Here is a 14,660-nt window from a genome sequence, read left to right on the forward strand (position 1 = left end):
CATGGCCGCCAGCCAGATCAACACGACCGACACTGTCACCGGCGCAACAGTCCCGATCGACAGCGAGCTGGTCGGCGGCAAGCACCATCCCTCGCATGGCGTGCGCGACGGCATGGACGAGGCGCTGGGCGGCAAGACCGATGGCGCCGCGACCGACGACACCGGGACTTGGAGCTTGATTGCGCTGGTCAAGCGGCTGCTCGCAAAGCTGCCGGCGGCGCTCGGCCAAGGCACGATGGCACAGTCGTGGCGCGTGGTGCTTGCCAGCGACCAATCGGCCGTGAACGTCATCACTGTGGGCAACGTCGCATCGGGCGCGACGGATACCGGTCCTCCGGTCAAGGCCGCTGGCGTATACAATTCGACCCTGCCTACTCTGACGACCGGCCAGCGCGGTGATCTGCAGGTCGACTCACATGCCAATCTACGGGCCTTGGGGACGCTGATTGCTGCCTCGGGGGTCGACGGCCTCTCCAACTCAGTGGCCGGTGCGTTCCAGCAGTCGGCCACCGGCGCGGCCTCGAACGTTTATCCGGTGGTTCTGCCGATGCGGTTCAACGGCAGCTCGTGGGACCGCCACCGCAAGGCGAATGCTGCCTCCCGCATCGCTTCGGCGGCCGCCTCGACGAACGTCACCTCCGCCAAGGGTTCGGCGACCGATGTGCATCTCGTTGAGGGAACGTCGGCGCGCGGCTCGGTCTGCTATTTCAAAGTCTGGAACAAGGCGACCGTCGCAACGGTCGGCACGGATGTTCCGGTTTTGGTCAAGGCTATTCCGCCAAACGCTGACTTCTTCTTCGACTTGAAGGGGCACTACCTCTCGGCTGGCTACTGCTATGCGTTCACGACTGGACCTACCGATGGCGACACCGGCGCGCTCGCGGCCGGCGATATCACCTCCTTTTTCACCACCTTCGCGTAAGGACCCGCCGCTATGTCCCAATGGCAGATTTTCCGCAAAATCGAAGGCAAGGACGTTGCCGATATCGAACAGTTCGACGACGGCATCTGGGCTGGTCCTGGGGACGACGGCTTTACCGTCGACCACGTGATTGCCGAAATGAAGGCCCGGGGCGCATCTGGCTACAGCTACATCGGCCGCTCGACAAAGGTTGGGGAGCGGACGCAGGCCGACATCGTGCCCCGCGTCGCGGCTGTGGCCGAGGAACTCCGCGCCAAGGTCATGGGGGACAAGACGGCCGAGATAGTCTCGGCGATACCCAAGGGCAAGAAGCGCCTGGTTTCGGACATCGAAGCCGAGGTCGCCCGCCACCTTCAACAGAGCGAACACGAAATCACTGCCGCAGCACGTTCCATTGCCCTCAGAAACATGGGCCTCGCCGAATAATGGCGAGGCGCTGGGCGGCTATCCAAACCTCCTGACCGGAAAGACCAAACATGGCCGAAATTGGTGTGAAGACCACGGATATACCTTTGAGCAGCGCCCTTGATGACGTCCTCGGCAGCAAGACCGTTGACGGCATCCCTCTCACCCGGCGAACTGTCATTGCGGATCTCGCTTCGCAAATTTTGGCGAGTGAGCCAGCGGTGGGGGCATTTGCAGCTGAAGCAAATGCCCGCGCGACGGCCGACACGGCTGAATCTGTCGCTCGCCAAGCGGCCGATACTGCCGAAGCTGCTGGTCGCCAGGCGGCCGACACCGCTCTGGATACCCGCCTCACAGCCGCAGAAGGTGCCCTTGCGGTCGGCCTCAAGCCTGTCTCTGCATCGGTGCTTGTCGCGACGACCGGCAATGTCGTGCTCACCGGCGAGCAGGTGATCGACGGCACGCTGACAGCAGTCAGTGACGTCGCGGTGTGGAATAACGCCGATCCAAGGCAAAACGGCGTCTACACAACTGGGCCTGGGGCGTGGACGCGCCGAGCCGATCTTGACACGGGGGCAGAGCTTCTCAGTTCCAGATTTTTGGTTCGCCAGGGAACAATATATGGCGGCTATATCCTGGCCAACACAAACACTACGGCTCCCCTGGTAGGAACCGACAACATCACCTTTACGGAGTTCCTCAAGGCAGATCCGTCGGTCAATGCTGAGATAACGACCGCGCGCGACGGCACTCCTGTCTTGAACACACGCCTCACCACGCGCGAGAAAATTGCATTGCGGCGCGACCAAGCTGTTTCGAGCGCGGCCGGCAGCGTGGCGACCAAGGAAGCAACGCTCGATGCACTGCTTGCAAGCGTCAATGTCAGGCTCAGCCGCATCGACGCGGCCGCTGCCGGTCCTATCGTCTATGCCGACCCCTCGGCCGTCGGGTTGGGCAACGGGTCGAGCTGGGCCAACGCGTACACGACGCTGGCCGCTGCATTCGCAGCAGTGGTGGCAGGCGGTTCCGTCTATTCTAATTCGACCCAGGCAACGCCGTTCCCCACGGCCAATATCACCGGCGCCATCCCGAACAACATCGAGTGGGTCACGAACAAGGGCGCGGCCGGCGAGACGTGGATTTCCGGGAAATTGACGGCGGTATGGACCGATATGGGCGCGGGCATCTTCCGTTGTGTGCCGGTCGGCACCGTCGCGGCGGCCGCTTACGATCTCAAGGCGGACGACAGTGCCGGGACTGTTACCGGCATCAACCTGACCACCGCAGCCAACGTTGCCGATTTGGCGGAGTGGGGCATCGCCGCCGCCGATTGCGTCGCATGGTACGGCCTGCTGGAAAAGGAAGCGGTCGGGACGGCGACGCCGGCCGAGGGCAAGTGGTCGGTCACCGGCGGGTTTCTCTACATCAATCCGCCAGGCGCCCCTGTGCTCGCAACCGTCCAGACGCTGGCCTGCTACGCGAACACGACCGATGGCATCGCCTTCACTAAGACTGGGGCGGTGCATGAGAACCTGCACATCCATGGCGACCTGACGGTGTTTTTCACACCGTCCGCCACCGCTGGCACCGGCTATTCGGTCAAGCACAACAATGCCAAGGGCTGCGTGGTGGAGAACGTCCGCTCGATCATGTGCGGCTATCATGCGATCGGCTTTATCGGCACCTCCGAAGAGGGGAACGTCATGCGCGACTGCCTGACGACGCAGCATGCGCCCGACAGCGCGACCGGCGTCATGAACCCCTACGTGTTTTATTGCGACCTGACGCGCGACATCCCTGACGCTGGTCACAAGGGCGACAATCTCGTGTTTTTGGGCGTCCCATTGCTCAAGACCTCGGGGGCGCCTCTCTCGCTTACCTTGGGGCCAGGCCTCGGCTACAGCCACACCGCCGGCGCACACATCATGGGAGGCATCATATGGAGCCGTTGTCTGCAAATAGACTTCTTGGCTGAACTTGCCGCAAAGCATGCGGTGGCGATCATCAGCCAATACAAGTTCATCGCGTCGGCACTTTCGGGCGGCACCTTCGAGCGCTTCGACGAGAGGACATGGCCGGTCAAGGCCATCGGCTGCAAGGCCCGCGGCAGGGGCGCGTGGTTCCAGCAGGAGGTCGACTATTACGACTGCCGGATGACCCGAGACGGCTACGGCGCACAAGGCGATCTGCTCGTCCTAATGAACTCGTCGGCCGAGGTGTGGCACTTCCGCATCTCGGACAGCAAGATATGGACGGGCGAATGTCGTCGTGGATGGTCGGGGACGCAGGTCGGAGAAACCGTTTCATTCTTTGGCTGCGAGATCCTCCTTCAGGCGACAGGCTCCAACGCAGCCTTCAACCCTGCCTTCCTGGAGACGCTGGCGGCGAGCGCAGGCCAGTTCTACATCGAGCGTTGCGTGATTGACGGCATCGTCGGCAACACCATGTCGTTATTCCAGGGTGACGGCACCGGGGGCGGCACGCTCTACGAATTGTGCAACGTCAACATGCTCTCCAAGGGTGACAACATCGTCGGCAGCAGGATCACCGAGGCCTTCGACAGTTCGAATGGCGGTGTTGCGCCTAAGCCCATGAGCTACTGGACAAGCACGATCATCGGTGGTTCGACCGACTGGCTCAGCGCTCCTTCGCCGCTATCGATCGCGTAAGGTCGTTCGCGGGCTTCGAGATGCAGGACGTCAGCCTCCTCTACAGCGGTGCGGTCTTTGGGAACACAACCGCTCGGCACTTCGCCATGGCTTGGGACAGCCCGATCTGTCCGACTTTGTTTAGGTGAATCATATCTTGATAGCCGGTTTCCGCGCTGATGAACTGGGCATCATCAATGATCGGCACCCCACTCGCGGCGGCCAAGTTTGCTTCATAGCCTTGGCCGCGAACTCCGGACTTATTCTCCATCATAGTGGCGTGAGTGATCACACACACCGGCAACTTGAGATGCATCATCCTTGTGATCGCCGCGAGAGCGCTCCTCGCCGGCGGTATCTCTATCTCCTTCGGATCCTTTTCCTTCCACCGCAAGTATCGAGGAAAGTAGCGAAAAGCGGCGTCCGAGAGTGCGAACCAGGGGGTCACCGTTGGATGGGTTTTCGGATTGAGTGCGGCGAAGGTCGGGACGTCGCCGGCGTCGTGTGTCGAAAGGACAAGAATAAGCATGTCGGCATTGAACGTGCCGAAGCGATTTATGTAGGCCTCTTCATTCTCCGGTCCCCAACTGCCGGCGGAGGCGTTAAGATATAGCGCACCGTCGACGGAAAGGATGTTGGTAGCGAGGTCGGCCTGGTCGGTTAGCGCTCCGCCATTGATGACCGAGTCGCCGACAACCAAGGCCCTGAATTCGCCGGATGGTTTTGTGATCGGGAAGTGCGCACTACGCATGCCGAGCTCATTGATCACGATATGGTTGCCAAAGCGATAGACGTCCTGGTTCGGAGCCCACATATACTCAATAGTCGGATGCGCGACGGAGAGCGGCGGGGTTCCTAGGCCGAGATAATACCGGCAGAACAGCTCGCCTCCGACAAATGCCCAGAAACAGACGCTTAGGAGCGAGACCCAGACGATAAGCCAGTCGACCTGGCCGCCGACTGGTGGCTTGACGTTGATATTCATGTGGGATCCCCCGCCCGATGCATCTATCTTTTTGCCGGCCGGGGCATTGTTTGCTTGGTCGACCACCAGATCGATAAAGCGCGGCGATCCTCATGACGGGAACACTTTTGTCCCGTTCACTCGTTCCGTAGCTCTCGATAGGTTTTGATCTTTATCCGTGCCGCCCGGCACTCGGATGCGCAAAGCCACTTTCCCCCAGCCGCAACAGTTACCGCGCTCGCTTGGCGGGAAAGTCAATGTGGCGAACTCAACTATTTGTGTAGTTCCAGGGCCGCCGACGGGCCGATCTCATCTCATTGATCCGCGTACAAGCCCTTTGTCGGGTCGGTTTTCGGGGTCAAGGCAATTGCCCTATATCCGGGAACAATACGATGTGAGCAAGGAACGCAACAAACAGACATGTTGCAAAGAACCCCGCTGCTACAAACCACATAGCCAGGGTAGATCCCAAGCGCCGCGCCGAGATGGCAGCGCGAACGAGAACAAGGACAGCTGGCACCGCGCCGATGAGAATAATTATGATCCCGATCATGTCCCCTCTTCCAGTGTCCTAGTCCGGCTTGCCGGCGTCGTCGTCGAGCAGCTTGACTGGTCGGCGTTCATCGACCGCTACGTCTGGGCTGAGAATGTCCGCCTCTTCGCGATGGGTCAGCTGGCGAACAATTCCTTGTAGCCAGTCGTTACCATCCAGTTCGCCCGGTCGATATGGCTGCGAAGAGCCTTGCGAGCGCGGACCGGTTCAAGGACCGGGTCGATGCCTAGAATGAGCTTGGCCATCTCCTCTTCGCTGGCATTTTCGGCGCAGGCGTCCAGGATCTGCAGGTAGATAGTGAAATGCTCCTTGTCGTAAACCGTGATGGAGTCCGACCACGGAACTTCTTCAAAGATTCCATGCTTCATAACGAACATGCCTTCCGGATTGCTCCATGCGCACCGGCTGGAGGCCCGGCGCGCTCGCTGGGGTTTCCTTGCCCAGGAATTCTTGGCGCTGCTCGCGGTCTCGTCAAGAGGCCGGCGCTGTAACCACCTTTAACGGCCGTTGAAAGCGCGCGATTTAGTGCCAACTGAAGTTGCGCGGAGGTGCCAAGTGATTTTGCGCGCTACACGCCGGCATTTCGTGCCGCATGTGCCGGGCACCCGCTTCCTCGACGCGTCCTCGGCCGGCGAATTCGCCACCGATGCCGAGCTGGCACTGGCAGCAAACTGGGACCGCACGGCGTCGAGCGTCAAGCACATGACGTTCATCGCGCTGAAGACGATGGAGGCCTGATCCGGCCGGAAGGGGCGGGCATCAGACGTCCCGCCCCTTCTGGACACCAGGTCGGCCGGTGTGGCGAATCCCAAGTTCACCCGCTGCGCCGCGCCGGAGTGATGCGAATTTTGCGGTTCGCCACAACGTTCATGTTGCTCGTTTGGCCAATCGACGGCACCAAACAGTTACAAGAAAGGGCGATGCTGCCTTGTCTGAGCAAGGGAGGTAACTATGAACGTGAAGTACAAAACAGTTCAGGAAGTGCTCCGAAAAGCGGGCATTGTCATGAGCAAGAAGGGGGAAGTTCATCGCATAAACTTCTTCAGCGGTCTGGAGGACACCGCCTACTACACACCAAGTCTTCAAGATGCCCTGGACAAGGGCTTGGCTCTGGCGGGAGGTGCCGGAAGGGTGAAAGCAAGCGTCTTTGCCAAGTCAGCCGAAACAGGGATCTCGACCGGCGCACGCATCGGCTGACACAATCCAGGCAAGACATCGCCGCATTGCGCGGCGGTGTCGTGAAACTGCAACAACCGAAGCATTGCCGTCTTCCTCGCTCGAATGGAAAAAGACGGATCACGCAGCACGTGCCACCCATTCCCTGACGGGCGGCTGGCATCGTGACGGCTCCATGCACGAGACGTGCAACGTTCTGCCCAAGCAACAATCACAAAGAATCCCCAGCCGCCTTGAAGCGGCTTTTTGCCGTGGAGGCACCATGCCCCGTTTTCCCCGACCAACCACACAGACAGAGGCCTGAGCCATGGCCATCACCCCGCTCGATATCGCCAACATGGCGCTCGCCGTGCTCGACGAGGCGCCGATCGACAGTCTCGACCAGGACGCCAAGGCGGCGCGTCTGCTCAATCTGCACTTCGACCTGACCCGCGAGGCCGAATTGACCAAGCACGCCTATGTCTTCGCTATCCTGGCGGCCTCGGTCGCCGGCTTCGACACCGGCAGCGGCGCTGGCACGCTGAACTTTGCCTATGAACTTCCCGCCGACTGCCTGCGGCCCTTGCCGCTGACCCATAATGGCGAGCCGAACGGCGTGCCGCTCTCATGGCGGCAGGAGGCCGGGTTGGTCTATTCCGATCAGGCCGGGCCGCGCCTCATCCGCTATATCGCTAACCTGACCGACCCCAACGACTGGGACGCGCTGTTCACCGAGGTGCTGGTTGCGGCGCTCGCCATCAAGATCGCGCATCCCTTGACCCACAAGGCCGGCATGATCGACGTCGCCCGCAGCGCCTATGACAGGGCGCTGGATGCCGCCTACTCGGCCAATGCCATCCAGCGGGGCGGCAGATTGTCCGCGATTTCCTGGGCTTTCCAGCGCGGCGACAACAGGTTCGTCGGCCGATGACCACGCTCTATCCGGTCCAGGACGCTTTCATCCGCGGCGAGATTTCTCCCCGCTTGCACGCTCGCGCCTCGCTTGAGCTCTACCGGGCGGCGCTGTCCAAGTGCACGAACTTCGTCACGCTGCCGCATGGCGGCATCAGAAAGCGCGGCGGCACCTATTTTTGCGCGGAGGTGAAGGCTCCGTCAAAGGCGACACGGCTGATCCCGTTCATCTTCTCGGCCGATCAGGCCTATGCGCTCGAATTCGGCGACCTTTACATCCGCGTCTACGCCTATGGCGCCCGCGTCGGTACGGTCGAGGTGGCGGCCCCTTATCTCGAGGCCGATCTCTTCGACCTGCAGTTCGTCCAGTCGGCAGACCAGATGTGGATCACCCACAAGGATTATCCGGTCAAGGTGCTGACGCGCACCGCGCACACGACTTGGACGCTCGCCGATTTTGTCTTTCTCGACGGCCCATACGACAAGATCAACACCACCGCCACGACCTTGACGCCGGCCGCAACCGGCAACGCCATGCCGGTTATGGCCTCGAATACGCTGCCAAGCGGCACGGTCAGCAACAGCAACGGCTCATCCGACGTGTGGCAGGCTTTCGGCGGCGACAAGCAGGAGGGGGTGGACATAGCGGGATTTCCGAGCGGGTATCTGCGCTACCAGTTCGGCGGCGACGAGGCCAGGGCAGTCGACGCCTACTGGATTACCGCGACGAATGATCACTCAGACACTGTCTCGCCGACCCAGTGGCAGTTCCAGGCCTCGCACAACGGCACCGACTGGACGACGCTCGACAGCCGGGACGGAGAGACCGGCTGGTCCAAATCGGAAACCCGCTTCTTCGACGGCTTCAACAACACGGTTGCCTACGAATTTTATCAGCTGCTGTTTTCGGGCGGCGACAGCGACGGAACCGCTATCGCCGAACTGGCCCTGCACGAATACGCGCCGTCGCAAACGCCGTTTGATCTCTCGGCCTCCTCGGTCGTCGGCATCAACGACGGCACTGGATTCCAGACCAGCGATGTCGGCCGCGCCATTCGTCTGCTTGGCGCAGATGGCTTCTGGCGCTGGGCCAAGGTCACTGCCCGCACCAGCATGACGGTGGTCACCGTCCAGTTGTATGGGCATGCTCTTCCCGATCTCAGCCCGATCATCCGCTGGCGTCTCGGCACGTTCGTGCCCGGCAGGTACGTGCAGAGCGGTTCGCTTTACGAGGAGCGCCTGGCGTTCAGCCGAAAATTCTCGGTCTATGCCTCGCAAACCGGCGATTTCGACAACTTCGCCACCGGCGAGAAAGACACCGACGCGCTGGAATTCGTGCAGGCCGGCGGCGGTCAGGCCAATGACATTACGTGGGTGGCGGAATCGGACGGTGCGCTGATCATCGGAACGCTTGGCGGGGTGAGGGCGCTGTCCGGCTCCGGCATCGACGAGGCGCTGACACCGTCCTCGTTCAAGAACCGCCGGTCGCGGACCTTCGGCTGTGCCCCGATGCGTCCTGTCGATGCGGGGCAGTCGTTCCTCTATGTCACCCGCTCCCGCAAATCGATCGCCGAGCTGACACAAAACGCCACCGGCCGCTTCACCTCCGACGACGTCGGTCAAATATCGGAGCACATTCCGAAGAAAGGCGTCGTCGAACTCGCCTTTCAGACCGACCCCGACCCGCTGCTCTGGTTCCCGCTCGGGAATGGCGAACTCGGCGGCTACACGCACCAGCCGTCGCAAGACGTGCGCGGCATGCATATCCACCAGATCGCCGGAAGTTTCGCCGGATCGAACTGGGCCGTTGTCGAAAGCGCCGTGGTGACGCCCGGCCAGGACGGCAATGACGACCTGTGGCTGATCGTCAAGCGCACGATCGGCGGCGTGACCAGGCGCTATATCGAAATAAAGACCGTGCCGTTCGAATATGCGGCAATCGAGGACGCTTTCGAGGTCGACTGCGGGCTGACCTATTCGGGTGCTGCCGTCAATGTCGTCTCCGGCCTCGATCATCTCGAAGGCCAGGCGGTCGACGTGCTGGCCGGCGGCAAGGTCTACAAAGGGCTCACGGTCGCTTCCGGCCAGGTGATGCTGCCCGGCGGCGCCACCGCCGCCAAATGGCAGGTCGGGCTCGGCTACCAGTCCGAGGCCAACACGCTGGAGCTGGACGTCGGCGGCCGCGACGGCTCGATCGTCGGCCGGCGCAAGAAGGTCGCCAAGCTCATTCTTTCGCTGCTGGAAACCGACATCGCCGGGCTTCAGGTCCAGTCGTTTATCCGCGGCCGATGGGAGCAGGTTCGCATCCCGTCCGTGGTTGCTCCGGGTGCCATGGCGAAATTGTTCACCGGCAATGTCGAGGTGCCGATCGACGACAGCTGGGAAGGGCAGGGGCGGGTGAAGATCCGCCACGTCAATCCGACGCCCTGCACGATCAGGGCGATGACACCGGTGTTCGACGCCGAGCCTTAGACGCATTGCAGGTTGGCGAAACTCTTGACGACGGCCGATCTCCCCCCTCGTGGGGGAGATGTCCGGCAGGACAGAGAGGGGCGCTGTCCCGCCGACCAATCGTAATTACGTCCTTATCCATTCTGGCCTGACCGCAGTTAGGTAAAGCCGCGATCCTTCGCGCCCCCCTCTGCCCTGCCGCGCATCTCCCCCCACAAGGGGGGAGATTGGCAGCTGCGATGTCCTCCCTCAAGAAGGAAATTCTCCAGTGACCCAACTCCCCCATGCCGAAGACCTCGGCAGGGCGCGGACGGCTGCCGATTTTGCCGCCGTCATCGCCTTGCTCGACACCGACCTCAACAATGCGATCGCCCGCAAGGGCGAGCTGGAAACGGAAAAGTTTCACGCGATCTTCGGCGCCGGCAATTTGACGGCGGCGCGTGCCGCATTGGACGACTGCACCGCTGAAATTGCGCTGATCGAGAAAACCATCGAGGACGCGGACGAGCGCCGCGTTGGCGCCCCCCTGGACGAACCCCCCGCCGAACCCTGCGCTGACACGCCGCCGCACGGCGACGAGGTCAGGACAAACGCCGAGGCTCTCGGCGAGCGCTGGCGCACGGTCCACTGGCTGATCGAGCAACTGCGCCAGGAGCTGTTCGCGGCCGATGCCTTGAGCCGCGCCGTCACCGCCGCCAACGGCGTGTCCGACGGCGCCGCCGGGGTCAAAGTCAACCTGACCACCATCCGGCGCACGGCCATGGCCGGCCCGCGGGCCACAGCACCCACGCGGCTCAGTCGCCCGGCGATCCAGGCCGACCGGCTGCTTTTGTCCTTCCTCAGCCCCGGCGGCGTGCTCGACCGGCGGCCTTCGATCGGCGCGCCGGTCAACGGCATCAAAAGCAAATTCATTCCCGCCGGCGAACGAGGCTGACCATGTGCACACTAGCTCTTATCGGCACGGCGCTTTCCGTCGGCGGCGCGCTGGCGGAAGGCCAGCAGTCCAGGCAGATGGCCGACTACCAGGCCAAAGCCTATGAACAGCAGGCGCGGGCCGACGCTCAAAGCTCCGCCTTCGAGCAGGGCCAGGAGCGCCATAAGCAGGACCTGCTGCAGGCGCAGGCGCGTGCCCAGGCCGGCGCTTCGGGCGTCGCCATGGCGGGCTCGCCGACCGAGGTGCTGGCCGCCAATGCCAGGCAGGGCCAGCTCGACCTCAAGGCGATCCAGTACGGCTCGCAGCTGCGCCAGAACGGTCTCGGCACGCAGGCGGCGATCGCGCGCTTTTCCGGCAGGCAGGCGGTGGGCGCCTCGATCTTCAAGGCCGGCGGCAATCTCGTATCGGGCATCTCCGGGCTCTACGACCCGGCCAAGGCGGTGACGTTCGGCAGAAGCGCCTTCCCGCCGGCGCCGGGCGGAGGCCTCTACTGATGGCCACCATCCCGCTCCAGCTTGCCCAGCGCCGGCTCGATACCGGCACTGTGGCCTCCTATCCGAACGGCTCGCCGGTGGGCGCGGCCATGCAAGGCTTTGGCGACGAGCTCTCGGCGGTGGCCGAGCGCTTTCGGCAGCAGCAGAAGCAGCAGGATGCGTTCGACGCCGACATTATCGGCCGCGAGCTGAACGCACGCATCGCCCACGCCGAGGCCGTGGCCGTGCAGACCGCGCCGGCCGACGGCGGCGGCCTGCACGACTTCATGTATGGCCAGCTCGATCCGCACAGCGACGGCGTCGCCAAGCCCGGCCTGTTCGACCAGATCTTCGACGACACTGTGGCGAAAGTGCCGGAGGGCGAACGCGCCAATTTCCTCGCGCAAAAGCAGGCGTTGCGGCTCGCCGGCTCGGCGCGCATGGCCGCGCAGCAGCACGCGCGCCGCCAGAACTACGAGCAGGCCGAGTGGACCAAGGTCGAGCACGGCTACACAAGCGCCATCGCGCAGGGCGACCCGGACGACAGCGACACATTCGAGGCGATCAGGCGGAGCGGGCTCGAACTGATCGGCAAGATGGGCAGCCCGGTGGCCCGGCAAGCGGCCGAGGCTGCCTGGCGCAGCAACGCGGCAAAGGCGCTCGTCCAGGCGATGATCGCCCAGGATCCGAAGCGCGCTGCCGAGATGCTGGGGGCGGTGTTGGCCGCAACGGACGGCAAGACCAAGGACGATACCGTCGAGGCTGTGAGTGGGCCTCCGGCGGATGGAACTGCCGCACCGGCTTCGCTCCGTGACCGGGTAGGCAAGCTTACGCCGGACCAAAGGTCGGCGCAGGCCTTTGGGGACGACATTGCCCCCGAAGAGCGGCCAGGGTTGGTCCAGCAGGCCCGAGCCGCCGACGCGATGCGGCAAGTCGAAAAACGCACAAACATTATCCTGGCCGAGCAGAATGCGCCGGCCGACATCAGGGACAGTGGAACCTATTCCGGCCCGATCCCAACGCCGGAACAATTCGTCGCTCTCTATGGCGCTACCGAAGGCGCCGGGCGCTTCGAGGCGTTCAACAGGACCGTTGAGGTTAATCGCCAATTCCACGGCATGCGCGACCTGTCGAATAACGCCGTGCGGGCCATGGTCAAGGACGCCGACCCCACCGCAGATAGTTCAACGCCGGAAGTGGACAAGGCACGCCATGACGCTATCGCCGCCGCCGCGGACCTGACGTTCAAGGCCAGGCAGGCCGATCCGGGCGGCTATGTCCGCGAGGCATTCGCGAACCTTGATGCGGCCTGGAGCAACCTGTCGAAGCCGGGAGACTATCGGGCGGCGATCATTGGCTCCATCGCCGCCCAGCAACAGTTGGGTTTTGAGACCGCCCAGCCGCTACCCAACTCTGTCGCTGAGGACATTGTCGGCAGACTCAAGGCCCAGCCGCAACACCAGACCGCAGAGCTGCGCAATGTGTTCGCCGCGCTACCGAATCAAGCCGCGCGCGAAGCGGTGCTGAGCCACCTGTTTCAGACCAGCGCGTCCCAAACGGACAACAGCATCGCGGACAGGTCGGTCCGGGCAGCTGTAGTCGACCCGATGATGCTGCTCGATTTAGCCAACACTGTCGAGCCAGGACGATCGGTATCAAACGCGGAACTCACCAACTACTTACCGACGAATCAAGAGTGGCTCGGGAGATTGATAGCCGGCGACAGTGAGCGGGGGAGCCTATGGCGTCTTCTCGCGCAAAAACTCGTGGGCTCCGATGGGCTTGGCGAAGACAGCATCTCGGTGGCCGACTTCACGCCGTTGGGGACGTCATTTGCACTGGAGAAGGCTGGAAATGCAGCGCTGGAAGGCAACTACGACCAAACACTGCTCAATGCCGCGGGCGCAATTCCTGGCGATAGGTTGGCGGTGGTGGCCCTGGAACGCGCCGCGGCGAAGATTGCCAAGCCCTGGGTAGAGAAACTCTCAATATTTTCGAGGCGGCCGACTGACCTAGTCGAAGGCGGCGAGGCACTTGTTCGTGGGGTCGATGCCGAAACCCTTAGGCACCAGCAAGCGCTTGCGCGCTCGGTCTCGCCACCAATCCCACGCCGGAAGACGCGAGCCGGTGAAATGTCCGATAGTGCCTTTGATACCGCGTTACTAGGTGCGATGCTTGCTAGGGATACGTCCAAAGTTAAACATGCCGGGGCGAAGGTTGGGTGGGCTCCATCCAAGGACTATCGAAAAACCTTTTTCGACGCGAATCCTAGTCTCAACAAAAGCGACTATATAGTGCATCATGGCGTCGAGCAGGGAGTTTTTAAAAGGTATCCCGGGCTTTTTGCAGAGCAAGAGCTGCATTCAATCGAGAATCTTCGTGGAATCCGGAACGAGTTCGACATAAATTTGCACCAGAAGGTCATTCGGAACGAGTGGGAATATTTCTATAAGAAAAACCCTCATGCTACTCGCCAGAATGTCCTTGACTATGTTACGGAAATCGACAAGAAGTATGGACATTTGTTCTATCTACCAATAGGTGACTGATGAGATACTTTGACATTCTGCCCGATGTGGCCGGCGGATTGGGCGACGGCACTGTCATGGATACCAGTGTCCACCCTCCTATCGTGAGCAAGCTTGTGTACCAGATGGAGGGATGGATCGGTGATGTTCTTATAACAAGCTTTCCATGTTTCCTCGTGACGGAAGAGGCCGCGCACGCATTGTCAGAAATCGGCTTCACCGGAGCGGCATTCGCCCCTGTTGAAGTCATAACGTCCGAAGATTTTCGCGAACAGCAGCCCGAGGTAGAGCTTCCATCTTTCGTGTGGCTGAAGGTGAGCGGGAAGGCGGGTCACGATGACTTCGGCATCGCCAAGAACCTTGACCTCGTCTTATCAGAGCGAGTCTTCGATGTGTTTGATGAACGAGGTCTCCCTTCAGCTACCATCAAGCCGTTCGACATTTGGCATGAGCAGCGTTGAGCTTTGCGAGCCCATTCCGGTAGAGCCGTGCAGCGCACTCGCGACAAGCCTGTGCAGCGCTGAATATGGATGTGTCTCACGAGAAAGCGCTGGCCGACCGGGGGCACGCATCGTGCGAGAGCAGATCATATTAAACACCATAGCGATGCAGGAGACTATGCTCGCTGGGCAAGAAGAAGATGGCTCAAGCAAGAAATGAAAGGGAACACAAGTGGTCGAGCGAAATTGTAGCGACGTCAAACCCGACTTGACTA

The 14,660-nt window shown here is 61.9% G+C and carries 14 protein-coding genes; 12 read left to right on the forward strand and 2 right to left on the reverse strand.

Annotated features, from left to right (window positions below; genetic code table 11):
• The first annotated feature begins 1 nt into the window (after position 1).
• From NKH71_RS00405 to NKH71_RS00415, 3 genes are read left to right on the forward strand one after another with little or no spacing between them, the layout of a single operon-like run.
• A complete protein-coding gene (locus NKH71_RS00405; protein ID WP_352894089.1) occupies positions 2–922 on the forward strand; it encodes a hypothetical protein in 921 nt (306 codons plus the stop codon).
• A 12-nt stretch (positions 923–934) separates the two neighbouring features.
• Positions 935–1,348, forward strand: a complete 414-nt coding sequence (locus NKH71_RS00410) for a hypothetical protein (protein ID WP_352894092.1) — start codon at positions 935–937, stop codon at positions 1,346–1,348.
• A gap of 50 nt (positions 1,349–1,398) precedes the next feature.
• On the forward strand, positions 1,399–3,996 hold the full coding sequence (locus NKH71_RS00415) for a hypothetical protein (RefSeq protein WP_352894095.1): 2,598 nt from the start codon (positions 1,399–1,401) through the stop codon (positions 3,994–3,996).
• Positions 3,997–4,036: 40 nt separating this feature from the next.
• On the opposite strand, the gene NKH71_RS00420 is transcribed toward NKH71_RS00415, so the two are convergent.
• Positions 4,037–4,960, reverse strand: coding sequence for a hypothetical protein (locus tag NKH71_RS00420; RefSeq protein WP_352894098.1), 924 nt, complete (start codon positions 4,958–4,960; stop codon positions 4,037–4,039).
• Positions 4,961–5,333: 373 nt separating this feature from the next.
• On the opposite strand from NKH71_RS00420, the gene NKH71_RS00425 reads away from it, so the two are divergent.
• A complete protein-coding gene (locus NKH71_RS00425; protein ID WP_352894100.1) occupies positions 5,334–5,633 on the forward strand; it encodes a hypothetical protein in 300 nt (99 codons plus the stop codon).
• Here the strand turns inward: NKH71_RS00425 and NKH71_RS00430 are convergent.
• Positions 5,609–5,860 (reverse strand): DNA -binding domain-containing protein, encoded by a 252-nt coding sequence (locus NKH71_RS00430; RefSeq protein WP_352894102.1) that lies wholly within the window; start codon positions 5,858–5,860, stop codon positions 5,609–5,611. The two genes, NKH71_RS00425 and NKH71_RS00430, sit on opposite strands and share 25 nt — an antisense overlap.
• A 187-nt stretch (positions 5,861–6,047) precedes the next feature.
• On the opposite strand from NKH71_RS00430, the gene NKH71_RS00435 reads away from it, so the two are divergent.
• The 8 genes from NKH71_RS00435 to NKH71_RS00470 all read left to right on the forward strand — a co-directional run bounded on the left by NKH71_RS00435 (position 6,048) and on the right by NKH71_RS00470 (position 14,406).
• Positions 6,048–6,230 (forward strand): hypothetical protein, encoded by a 183-nt coding sequence (locus NKH71_RS00435; RefSeq protein ID WP_352894105.1) that lies wholly within the window; start codon positions 6,048–6,050, stop codon positions 6,228–6,230.
• A gap of 213 nt (positions 6,231–6,443) precedes the next feature.
• Complete coding sequence (locus NKH71_RS00440) at positions 6,444–6,689, forward strand: hypothetical protein (RefSeq protein WP_352589722.1); 246 nt, start codon at positions 6,444–6,446, stop codon at positions 6,687–6,689.
• Between the two features lie 286 nt (positions 6,690–6,975).
• Entirely contained in the window at positions 6,976–7,578 is a 603-nt protein-coding gene (locus NKH71_RS00445) for a phage connector family protein (protein WP_352788682.1), read from the forward strand.
• Positions 7,575–10,031: a phage tail protein gene (locus tag NKH71_RS00450; RefSeq protein WP_352894108.1), complete on the forward strand. Its 2,457-nt coding sequence runs from the start codon at positions 7,575–7,577 to the stop codon at positions 10,029–10,031. The genes NKH71_RS00445 and NKH71_RS00450 overlap by 4 nt, the downstream gene beginning before the upstream one ends.
• A gap of 247 nt (positions 10,032–10,278) precedes the next feature.
• Positions 10,279–10,944: a hypothetical protein gene (locus tag NKH71_RS00455; RefSeq protein ID WP_352589731.1), complete on the forward strand. Its 666-nt coding sequence runs from the start codon at positions 10,279–10,281 to the stop codon at positions 10,942–10,944.
• Positions 10,945–10,946: 2 nt separating this feature from the next.
• On the forward strand, positions 10,947–11,438 hold the full coding sequence (locus NKH71_RS00460; RefSeq protein WP_352589734.1) for a hypothetical protein: 492 nt from the start codon (positions 10,947–10,949) through the stop codon (positions 11,436–11,438).
• Positions 11,438–13,966 (forward strand): hypothetical protein, encoded by a 2,529-nt coding sequence (locus tag NKH71_RS00465; protein ID WP_352894110.1) that lies wholly within the window; start codon positions 11,438–11,440, stop codon positions 13,964–13,966. Before NKH71_RS00460 ends, NKH71_RS00465 begins: the two co-directional genes overlap by 1 nt.
• Positions 13,966–14,406, forward strand: a complete 441-nt coding sequence (locus NKH71_RS00470; protein WP_023723056.1) for a hypothetical protein — start codon at positions 13,966–13,968, stop codon at positions 14,404–14,406. Before NKH71_RS00465 ends, NKH71_RS00470 begins: the two co-directional genes overlap by 1 nt.
• Positions 14,407–14,660 lie beyond the last annotated feature (254 nt).

Origin of the sequence: Mesorhizobium sp. M0983 (assembly GCF_040318975.1) — a bacterium.
In the GTDB taxonomy this organism is placed as follows: Bacteria; Pseudomonadota; Alphaproteobacteria; order Rhizobiales; family Rhizobiaceae; genus Mesorhizobium.

Coding starts and splice junctions, on each gene's coding strand:
- NKH71_RS00405 (WP_352894089.1), top strand. CDS start 2: ATGGCCGCCAGCCAGATCAACACGACCGACACTGTCACCGGCGCAACA.
- NKH71_RS00410 (WP_352894092.1), top strand. CDS start 935: ATGTCCCAATGGCAGATTTTCCGCAAAATCGAAGGCAAGGACGTTGCC.
- NKH71_RS00415 (WP_352894095.1), top strand. CDS start 1,399: ATGGCCGAAATTGGTGTGAAGACCACGGATATACCTTTGAGCAGCGCC.
- NKH71_RS00420 (WP_352894098.1), bottom strand. CDS start 4,960: ATGAATATCAACGTCAAGCCACCAGTCGGCGGCCAGGTCGACTGGCTT.
- NKH71_RS00430 (WP_352894102.1), bottom strand. CDS start 5,860: ATGAAGCATGGAATCTTTGAAGAAGTTCCGTGGTCGGACTCCATCACG.
- NKH71_RS00440 (WP_352589722.1), top strand. CDS start 6,444: ATGAACGTGAAGTACAAAACAGTTCAGGAAGTGCTCCGAAAAGCGGGC.
- NKH71_RS00445 (WP_352788682.1), top strand. CDS start 6,976: ATGGCCATCACCCCGCTCGATATCGCCAACATGGCGCTCGCCGTGCTC.
- NKH71_RS00450 (WP_352894108.1), top strand. CDS start 7,575: ATGACCACGCTCTATCCGGTCCAGGACGCTTTCATCCGCGGCGAGATT.
- NKH71_RS00460 (WP_352589734.1), top strand. CDS start 10,947: ATGTGCACACTAGCTCTTATCGGCACGGCGCTTTCCGTCGGCGGCGCG.
- NKH71_RS00465 (WP_352894110.1), top strand. CDS start 11,438: ATGGCCACCATCCCGCTCCAGCTTGCCCAGCGCCGGCTCGATACCGGC.
- NKH71_RS00470 (WP_023723056.1), top strand. CDS start 13,966: ATGAGATACTTTGACATTCTGCCCGATGTGGCCGGCGGATTGGGCGAC.